Origin of the sequence: Streptomyces viridosporus (assembly GCF_002078235.1) — a bacterium.
Taxonomy (GTDB): domain Bacteria; phylum Actinomycetota; class Actinomycetes; order Streptomycetales; family Streptomycetaceae; genus Streptomyces; species Streptomyces viridosporus.
Map to the genome: position 1 here is coordinate 1 of NZ_MSGP01000398.1, position 8,306 is coordinate 8,306.

Genomic DNA, 8,306 nt, shown 5'->3' on the forward strand with positions numbered 1-8,306 from the left:
GGACACCACGGGCGCCGGTGAAGGCGTCACCGGCGCCCGTGGTGTCCCGGGGGACCGCCCGCACCGCGGGAACGCGTGCGCACACCTCGCCGGACCGCGCGAGCAGGGCGCCCTCCGCGCCCTGCTTGACCACCACCAGCGGGACGCGCCGGCTTAGCCGCGCCGCCGCGTCCGCCGCCTCGGACGAACCCGTGAGCAGGCACGCCTCGTCCCGGCTGGGCAGCAGGACGTCCACGCCCTCGACCAGCGTCAGGAACCGGTCGGCGCCCAGCCGCGCGAGGAACCCGGCCGACGCCGGATCCAGGCTCACCGGCACCCCCCGCGCACGTGCCGCCTCCAGGGCCACCGCGACGAGGGCACGGCCCGCTTCGGCGAACAGGAGGTAGCCCGACAGGTGCAGCCGCGCCACTCCGTCCAGCAGCGCGTCCGACCAGTCACCGGGATCCAGCCGCAGCGACGCGCCGCTGTCGGTGAGGAAGGTCCGTTCGCCGGCCGCGTCCCCGTCGACGAGGCAGATCACCGTCCCCGTCGGCGCCCGCTCGTCGACGACGAGCAGGGGACGCACACCCCGGGCGACCAGTTCCCGCTCGTGCCAGGCCGCCGCGTCCGCCCCCACCCGGCCGAGGAGCCGCACCTCGCCGCCCCGGCGCGCCGCCCAGCAGGCCACGTTGGCCCCCGCGCCGCCGGGCAGCGTCCGGATCGCCGCCGCCGTGTCCGTCCCCGGAGCGAGCGGCCCCCGGTGCCGGGCGACCACGTCCGTGATCACGTCACCCACGACCAGCAGCGCCCCGCCCCGCACGGCCCCCGTCACTCCCCGGCGGCCCAGGCCGCCGCGACGCGTGCCGCCAGGCGTACGTTGCCCCGGACCGCCGCCAGGTTGGCGGCGAGGGAGGCGCCGTCGGTGCGGCGGACCAGGTGATCGAGCAGGAACGGGGTGACCGCCTGGCCGGTGACGCCCTGCTCCTCGCACGCGCGCAGCGCCTCCTCGAGGACCCGTGCGTGCAGCCCGGGATCCAACTGCTCCTCCGCGGGAACCGGCCGGGCCACGATCAGTGCCGACCCGGGCCCGCCGAGCGAGTCCTGCGCCCGCATGACGTCCGCCACCTGCTCCGGGGTGTCCAGCCGCCAGTCCACGGGATGCCCCGAGTCGGACAGGTAGAAGCCGGGGAAGCGGTCCGTGCCGTACCCGGCGACCGCGACCCCCAGGGTCTCCAGTCTCTGCAGCGTCGCCGGCACGTCCAGGATCGACTTCACCCCCGCGCACACCACGGTGATCCGGGTGCGCGCCAGCAGACCCAGGTCGGCCGACTCGTCCTGGGTCACCGTCCACTCCCGGTGCACCCCGCCGAGTCCCCCGGTCGCGAACACCCGTACGCCCGCCAGCGACGCCAGCAGGGCGGTGGCCGACACCGTGGTCGCCCCGCTCGCCCCGCCGGCCACCGCGAGCGGCAGGTCACGGTGGCCCAGCTTGCGGATGCCGTCCTCGTCGGCCACCCGCTCCAACTGCCCCTCGTCCAGGCCGACCCGGGGCCGGCCGTCCAGCACGGCGACCGTGGCCGGTACCGCACCCTCCTGCCGTACGGCCGCCTCCAGTTCCAGCGCCACCCGGAGATTGCGCGGCCGGGGCAGCCCGTGCGCGATGATCGTGGACTCCAGGGCCACCACCGGCCGGCCCGCGGTGATCGCCTCCCGCACCTCTTCGGACACCATGAGCACCACGCGTCCGCCTCCCGTCTCCCGGTCTCCCCTCATCCCTGGCGGGCCGCGGGCCGGATCAAACCCCTTGTGCGCCGACGCGGCCGCGGCGGAGGCTGGGACACATGACGGATCACACGACACGTCTCGACCACGTCGTCCTCTGGGTGCGGGACCCGATCGCCGCCGCCGGCTTCTACGAGAAGGCGGTGGGCCTCGAACCCGTCAGGCTCACCGAGTTCTCCGCCGGCGAGGTCCCCTTCCCCTCGGTGCGCGTCAACGAGGAGACCATCCTCGACCTCATGCCGCTGGCCATGGCGGAACGCATGACGATGTTTCCCGGCGCCGCCGAGAGCTCCGGCCACCCCGTCAACCACATCTGCCTGTCCCTGCCGGCCGACGGCTTCGACACCCTCCGCAGCCGCCTCGAGGAGCAGTCCGTACCGGTGACGGACATCTCGCACGACTCCTTCGGGGCGCGCGGCCCGGCCAGGCGCAGCTTCTACTTCCGCGACCCGGACGGCAACGTCCTCGAAGCGCGTCACTACGACTGACCGAGGACCCCGCGACCGGCCGGAGGTCCCCGCCGGGCGGCCGTGCCGCCCGAACCGTCAGAACAGCGGCTCGGGCAGCACGCCCTCCAGGGCCAGCAGCCGGCGCTTGGTCTCCAGCCCGCCCCCGAACCCGCCGATGCCGCCGTCGCTCTCCACGACCCGGTGACAGGGCACGACCACCGGCAGCGGGTTGGCGCCCATCGCCATGCCCACCGCCTGGGCGGCGCCGGGCTGTCCGACCCGCTCGGCCAGGTCGCCGTACCCGACGACCGCGCCGAACGGCACGCCGGAGGCCAGCTCCCGCAGGACCTCGCGGGGGAAGCCCGAGACCAGCGACCAGTCCAGCGGCAGGTCGAAAGCGTGCCGCTCGCCCGCGAAGTACGCCTCGACCTGGCGTATCGCCTCGGTCAGCAGGGGGGGAGCCGGGCTCCTCGACGGGCTCGGTGCCGAGCCGGGACGCCAGCCGCTCCAGTGCGCCGTCGCGCACCGGGTCCGTGGCGTGGAACACGACGTTGACCAGGCCCTCACGGGTCGCGGCCAGCAGCAGCGGGCCGATGTCGGTGGCGACGACGGCCCACACGACCCGCTGCTCGTACTGCCCATGGCTGTCCATGCGCCCACCGTACGACCCGCCACTGACAACGCCGGGACGAGACGAGGGGCGGAGTGGACGGGCCGGGGCGGGACGGGGCGAGGAACGGCGCGCGGGGACGCCTCAGCCGCCCACCGCGTCCCGCACCACGTCGGGCGTGTTGGTGATGATCCCGTCGACCCCGAACCCGGCGACCCGCCGGGCGGCCGCCGCGTCGTTCACGGTCCAGGTGAGGACCTCCAGCGGCTTGCCGTGCGCCCCGTCGAGGGCGTGCACGGCGGTGACGTACCCGGCGGAGAGGGAACCGTGCGAGGGGTTGATCTGGTCGGTGAAGGCCGCGTACGCGGGCAGGTCCGCCACGGGCGGCGTACCGAGGAAGCCGGTCTTCACCGCGGGCTTCAGACCGTGCACGGTCCGCACGCTGTCCGCGCTGAAGCTCTGCACGACCAGCCGGCCCTCCAGGTGCCGGCGGTCGAGCCAGCCCTCGTTGCTCAGGAGCTTGAGGGTCTCCTGCTCGATACCGGGATACAGCTGCGGGTTCTTGATCTCCAGCAGCAGCTTCTGACGGTTCCGCTCGACACGGTCCACGAACTGCTCGAGCGTCGGCACGCGCGTGCCCGTGTACGCGGGACTGAACCAGCTGCCCGCGTCCAGCCGGGCGATCTCCGCGGCGGTGAAGTCCTTCACCTTCCACGGCGCCCGGCCGGGGAAGACCTCCTCGACGTCGGTGGTGCGCTGCAGGCTGTCGTCGTGGAGGACGACGAGTTCACCGTCCTTGGTGCGCTGGACGTCGTTCTCCACCCAGTCGATGCCGAGTGCGGCCGCCCTGTCGACGGCGGCCAGGGTGTTCTCGGGCGCGTAGGCGGAGGCGCCCCGGTGGGCTATCACCACGGGGGGCGCGCCGGTGTCGGTGGCCCGGGCGGGGGAGAGCGGGAGCAGGAGGGCGGCGGTTCCCAGGAGCGCGGTGGTCGATGCGGCGACAGCACGTGCGTGCATGCGTACTCCTCGCGTCGGACGATCACGGACAGTCCCACTGTGACAGCCGACGGTCAACGCGAGAGGGGCACGGGATGGCCGTGGATTGAACGGAGTTGGCCATGACCGCGCACACTGGTGGCACACATATGGGGCAGAGACGTGTTTCTTTGCCGGACGGCCGTTCGGCCATTCCGGTGGGGGCCGTACCCTCTGCGTCAACCCCGGCCGCCGGTGCGGTCCCGGGAAGGGGGATCATAACGGGAATTCCGGGACGCACGGGGCGGGAGGGCAGTCGCGCATGCAGAGCACGGTCGACGGATTCAGCTACGGTCTGGTCACACCACTGGTGGCCTACCTCATGGCCTGCCTCGGCGGCGCCCTGGGCCTGCGCTGCACCGCCCGGGCCATGGTGGTCGCCCGCTCCTGGCGCCCCGGCTGGCTCACCCTGGGCTCGGTGGCCATCGGCTGCGGCATATGGACGATGCACTACGTCGCGATGATGGGTTTCACGATCGAGGGGACACCGATCCACTACGACCGGGCGATGACGTTCGCGAGCCTCGGCGTCGCCATCGTCATGGTGGGCACGGGGATCTTCATCGTCGGCTACCGGGGCGCGTCCGGAACGGCCCTGTTCACCGGGGGCGCCATCACGGGCCTCGGCATCGCCTCGATGCACTACCTCGGCATGGCCGGCATGAGCCTCGACGGACGTCTGGACTACGACGTGCCCACCGTCGCCCTGTCCGTGACCATCGCCGTGGCCGCCGCCACCTCCGCCCTGTGGGCGACCGGGCGGACCGGGGGCTTCCTGTGGAGCGTGGGCGCGAGCCTCGTCATGGGGGTGGGGGTCACCGGCATGCACTACACGGGGATGGCCGCGCTCGACGTGCACGTCCACAGCGTCTCCGGCTCCGCCGCGGGGGACTCCGCGGCGGAGCTGCTCGGGCCGATGCTGGTCGGCCCGCTCGCCCTCCTCGTCCTCGCGGGCGTCGTGGTGGTCTTCGACCCGCTGATGGTGATGGGCGGCCCCGCCGCGGCGCCCGCCGAGCGCAAGCCCGGCATCCCCGCCCACTCCTCCGTGCGCCACTCCCCGGCGCGGCGGCGGCCGCGCGTCCGGGGGCCCGTCGAACGCCGCTCCCGCACCCCGCAGAGGCACTGACCCGGACCGGTTGTCAGTGAGGAGCCGTACGGTGGATGGCATGCGGCCCGTTTCCCACATCGAACGCACGGTGGCGCCCTTCGAGGTCGTCAGCTCCTACCGGCCCAGCGGCGACCAGCCCACGGCCATCGCCGACCTCGCCCGGCGCATCGAAGCAGGTGAGAAGGACGTCGTCCTCCTGGGTGCGACCGGTACCGGCAAGTCCGCCACCACCGCGTGGATGATCGAGAAGCTCCAGCGCCCCACCCTGGTGATGGCGCCGAACAAGACGCTGGCCGCGCAGCTGGCCAACGAGTTCCGCGAGCTGCTGCCGAACAACGCCGTCGAGTACTTCGTCTCGTACTACGACTACTACCAGCCCGAGGCGTACGTCCCGCAGTCGGACACCTACATCGAGAAGGACTCCTCGATCAACGAGGAGGTCGAGCGGCTGCGCCACTCCGCGACCAACTCGCTGCTCACCCGCCGCGACGTCGTGGTGGTCGCCTCCGTCTCCTGCATCTACGGCCTCGGTACGCCGCAGGAGTACGTGGACCGCATGGTCCCCCTCCGCGTCGGCGACGAGATCGACCGCGACCAGCTGCTGCGCCGTTTCGTGGACATCCAGTACACGCGCAACGACATGGCCTTCACCCGCGGCACCTTCCGGGTCCGCGGCGACACCGTCGAGATCTTCCCGGTCTACGAGGAGCTCGCCGTGCGCATCGAGATGTTCGGCGACGAGATCGAGGCGCTGTCCACGCTGCACCCGGTCACCGGCGAGATCATCAGCGACGACCAGCAGCTGTACGTCTTCCCGGCCTCCCACTACGTCGCCGGCCCCGAGCGCATGGAGCGCGCGGTCAACGACATCGAGAAGGAGCTCGTCGAGCGCCTGGCCGAGCTGGAGAAGCAGGGCAAGCTCCTGGAGGCCCAGCGGCTGCGCATGCGCACCACCTACGACATCGAGATGCTCCGCCAGATCGGCACCTGCTCCGGCGTGGAGAACTACTCGATGCACTTCGACGGCCGCCTGCCCGGCTCCCCGCCCAACACCCTGCTGGACTACTTCCCGGACGACTTCCTCCTCGTCATCGACGAGTCGCACGTCACCGTCCCGCAGATCGGCGCCATGTACGAGGGCGACGCCTCCCGCAAGCGCACCCTGGTCGACCACGGCTTCCGGCTGCCCTCCGCCCTGGACAACCGGCCGCTGAAGTGGGAGGAGTTCCAGGAGCGCGTCGGCCAGACCGTCTACCTGTCGGCCACCCCCGGCCAGTACGAGCTCTCCCGTTCGGACGGCGTCGTCGAGCAGATCATCCGCCCCACCGGCCTCGTCGACCCGGAGGTCGTCGTCAAGCCCACCGAGGGCCAGATCGACGACCTGGTGCACGAGATCCGCACGCGCGTCGAGAAGGACGAACGCGTCCTGGTCACCACGCTCACCAAGAAGATGGCCGAGGACCTCACCGACTACTTCCTGGAACTCGGCATCCAGGTGCGCTACCTGCACAGCGACGTCGACACCCTGCGCCGGGTGGAACTGCTGCGGGAGCTGCGCAGCGGCGAGTTCGACGTCCTCGTCGGCATCAACCTGCTGCGGGAGGGGCTCGACCTGCCCGAGGTGTCCCTGGTGGCGATCCTCGACGCGGACAAGGAGGGCTTCCTGCGCTCCGGCACCTCCCTGATCCAGACCATCGGCCGCGCCGCGCGGAACGTCTCCGGCCAGGTCCACATGTACGCCGACAAGATCACCCCGGCGATGGAGAAGGCCATCGACGAGACCAACCGCCGCCGGGAGAAGCAGATCGCCTACAACAAGGCGAACGGCATCGACCCCCAGCCGCTGCGCAAGAAGATCAACGACATCGTCGCCCAGATCGCCCGCGAGGACATTGACACCGAGCAGCTGCTCGGATCCGGCTACCGCAAGGCCGGGAAGGACGGCGGGGGCACCAGGACCCCCGTGCCCGCCCTCGGAACCAAGGCGGCCAAGGGCGCGAAGGCGGCCAAGGGCGCCAAGGGCAAGGCCGGGGAGACGGTGCCGACCGACCGTCCCGCCGCCGAACTCGCCGAGCAGATCGAGGAACTCACCGCGCGGATGCGGGCCGCCGCCGCGGACCTCCAGTTCGAGATCGCGGCCCGGCTGCGCGACGAGGTCTCCGAGATGAAGAAGGAACTGCGGCAGATGCAGGAGGCGGGCCTGTCCTGACGGCCCCGGAAGGCACCGGTCCGCAGCCCGCGACCGGTGCCTTCGACGCGCCCCCGCCCCGCCCCGCACGGACTGTGTTGCAAGACCGACACAAAGTGCGGACCGGGGTACGTCGCTGTCAGTGCCCCTGCGTAGGGTTCTGGTCAACCGCGGTTCCGCGGCAACAGGGGACAGTTCGAGAGGGGAATCAGCGCGTGACCGTCAACATGACCAAGGGTCAGGCCATCAGCCTTCAGAAGGACGACGGCGGCAGCCTGACCGCGGTCCGCATGGGTCTCGGCTGGCAGGCGGCTCCCCGTCGCGGCCTGTTCGGCTCGCGCACCCGGGAGATCGACCTGGACGCCTCCGCCGTCCTGTTCGCGGACAAGCAGCCGGTCGACGTCGTCTTCTTCCGCCACCTGGTGAGCGACGACGGCTCCGTGCGGCACACCGGTGACAACCTCGTCGGCGGTGTCGGCCAGGGCGGCGACGACGAGGCCATCCTCGTCGACCTGTCGCGCGTCCCGGTCCACATCGACCAGATCGTCTTCACCGTGAACTCCTTCACCGGCCAGACCTTCCAGGAGGTGCAGAACGCCTTCTGCCGCCTCGTCGACGAGACCAACGGCCAGGAGCTCGCCCGCTACACGCTGGCCGGCGGCGGCGCCTACACGGCCCAGATCATGGCGAAGGTGCACCGCGCGGACTCGGGCTGGACGATGACGGCCCTCGGCAACCCGGCCAACGGCCGCACCTTCCAGGACCTGATGCCGGCGATCCTGCCGGTTCTCTAGGCGCCGCGGGGCCGAGGCGGCGGGCGGCACACGCACCCATCACACGCGACACAGGGGGACGAAGGCGATGACGGCCGAGCTGGTGCGGGGGCAGAACCACCCGCTCTCCCAGTCCCGTCTGGAGATCCGGATCTCGGCCGGCACGCCGATCGTGGCCGCGGCCGCACTCGGCGACGAGAACGGCCGGATCCACGGGACGCAGTGGGTGGCCCATCCGGGCGCCCCCACCCAGCCCGGTCTGGAGGTACCGCGGCAGGCGGCCGCCGACCACCGTCTCGCGGTGGACCTGGACGCCATGACGGACGCGGTCCACCGGGTCAGCGTGCTGCTCGCCCTGCCCGCCCCGGGCGGCGGCCCGGGG

General features: G+C 72.2%; 7 protein-coding genes and 2 pseudogenes. 5 read left to right on the top strand and 4 right to left on the bottom strand.

Annotated features, from left to right (window positions below):
* Together B7L92_RS26695 and B7L92_RS26700 are read right to left on the bottom strand one after the other, a co-directional pair.
* Positions 1 to 826 (bottom strand): carbohydrate kinase family protein (locus B7L92_RS26695; RefSeq protein WP_107501610.1); only part of this gene is annotated, 826 nt, incomplete at its 3' end.
* Positions 808 to 1,719: a pseudouridine-5'-phosphate glycosidase gene (locus B7L92_RS26700; protein ID WP_081239936.1), complete on the bottom strand. Its 912-nt coding sequence runs from the start codon at positions 1,717 to 1,719 to the stop codon at positions 808 to 810. The genes B7L92_RS26695 and B7L92_RS26700, both read right to left, overlap by 19 nt.
* Before the next feature lie 101 nt (positions 1,720 to 1,820).
* Between B7L92_RS26700 and B7L92_RS26705 the strand changes: the two genes are divergently transcribed.
* Positions 1,821 to 2,249: a VOC family protein gene (locus tag B7L92_RS26705; protein ID WP_081239937.1), complete on the top strand. Its 429-nt coding sequence runs from the start codon at positions 1,821 to 1,823 to the stop codon at positions 2,247 to 2,249.
* A gap of 57 nt (positions 2,250 to 2,306) precedes the next feature.
* Here the strand turns inward: B7L92_RS26705 and B7L92_RS26710 are convergent.
* Both B7L92_RS26710 and B7L92_RS26715 read right to left on the bottom strand, forming a co-directional pair.
* Positions 2,307 to 2,862: pseudogene (locus B7L92_RS26710) on the bottom strand (methylated-DNA--[protein]-cysteine S-methyltransferase).
* A 102-nt stretch (positions 2,863 to 2,964) separates the two neighbouring features.
* Positions 2,965 to 3,837 carry a glycerophosphodiester phosphodiesterase gene (locus B7L92_RS26715; protein ID WP_081239938.1) on the bottom strand — a complete coding sequence of 291 codons (873 nt, stop codon included), beginning with the start codon at positions 3,835 to 3,837 and terminating at the stop codon, positions 2,965 to 2,967.
* Between the two features lie 280 nt (positions 3,838 to 4,117).
* On the opposite strand from B7L92_RS26715, the gene B7L92_RS26720 reads away from it, so the two are divergent.
* The 4 genes and pseudogenes from B7L92_RS26720 to B7L92_RS26735 all read left to right on the top strand — a co-directional run.
* The gene (locus B7L92_RS26720; RefSeq protein WP_081239939.1) at positions 4,118 to 4,981 is read left to right on the top strand and encodes an MHYT domain-containing protein; all 864 of its coding nucleotides are present in this window, start codon (positions 4,118 to 4,120) and stop codon (positions 4,979 to 4,981) included.
* Between the two features lie 40 nt (positions 4,982 to 5,021).
* The gene (gene uvrB, locus B7L92_RS26725; RefSeq protein ID WP_081239940.1) at positions 5,022 to 7,172 is read left to right on the top strand and encodes an excinuclease ABC subunit UvrB; all 2,151 of its coding nucleotides are present in this window, start codon (positions 5,022 to 5,024) and stop codon (positions 7,170 to 7,172) included.
* Between the two features lie 194 nt (positions 7,173 to 7,366).
* The gene (locus B7L92_RS26730; protein WP_081239941.1) at positions 7,367 to 7,945 is read left to right on the top strand and encodes a TerD family protein; all 579 of its coding nucleotides are present in this window, start codon (positions 7,367 to 7,369) and stop codon (positions 7,943 to 7,945) included.
* Positions 7,946 to 8,012: 67 nt separating this feature from the next.
* Positions 8,013 to 8,306 (top strand): annotated as a pseudogene (locus tag B7L92_RS26735) (TerD family protein); the annotation flags it as partial.

Coding starts and splice junctions, on each gene's coding strand:
- B7L92_RS26705 (WP_081239937.1), top strand. CDS start 1,821: ATGACGGATCACACGACACGTCTCGACCACGTCGTCCTCTGGGTGCGG.
- B7L92_RS26715 (WP_081239938.1), bottom strand. CDS start 3,837: ATGCACGCACGTGCTGTCGCCGCATCGACCACCGCGCTCCTGGGAACC.
- B7L92_RS26720 (WP_081239939.1), top strand. CDS start 4,118: ATGCAGAGCACGGTCGACGGATTCAGCTACGGTCTGGTCACACCACTG.
- uvrB (WP_081239940.1), top strand. CDS start 5,022: ATGCGGCCCGTTTCCCACATCGAACGCACGGTGGCGCCCTTCGAGGTC.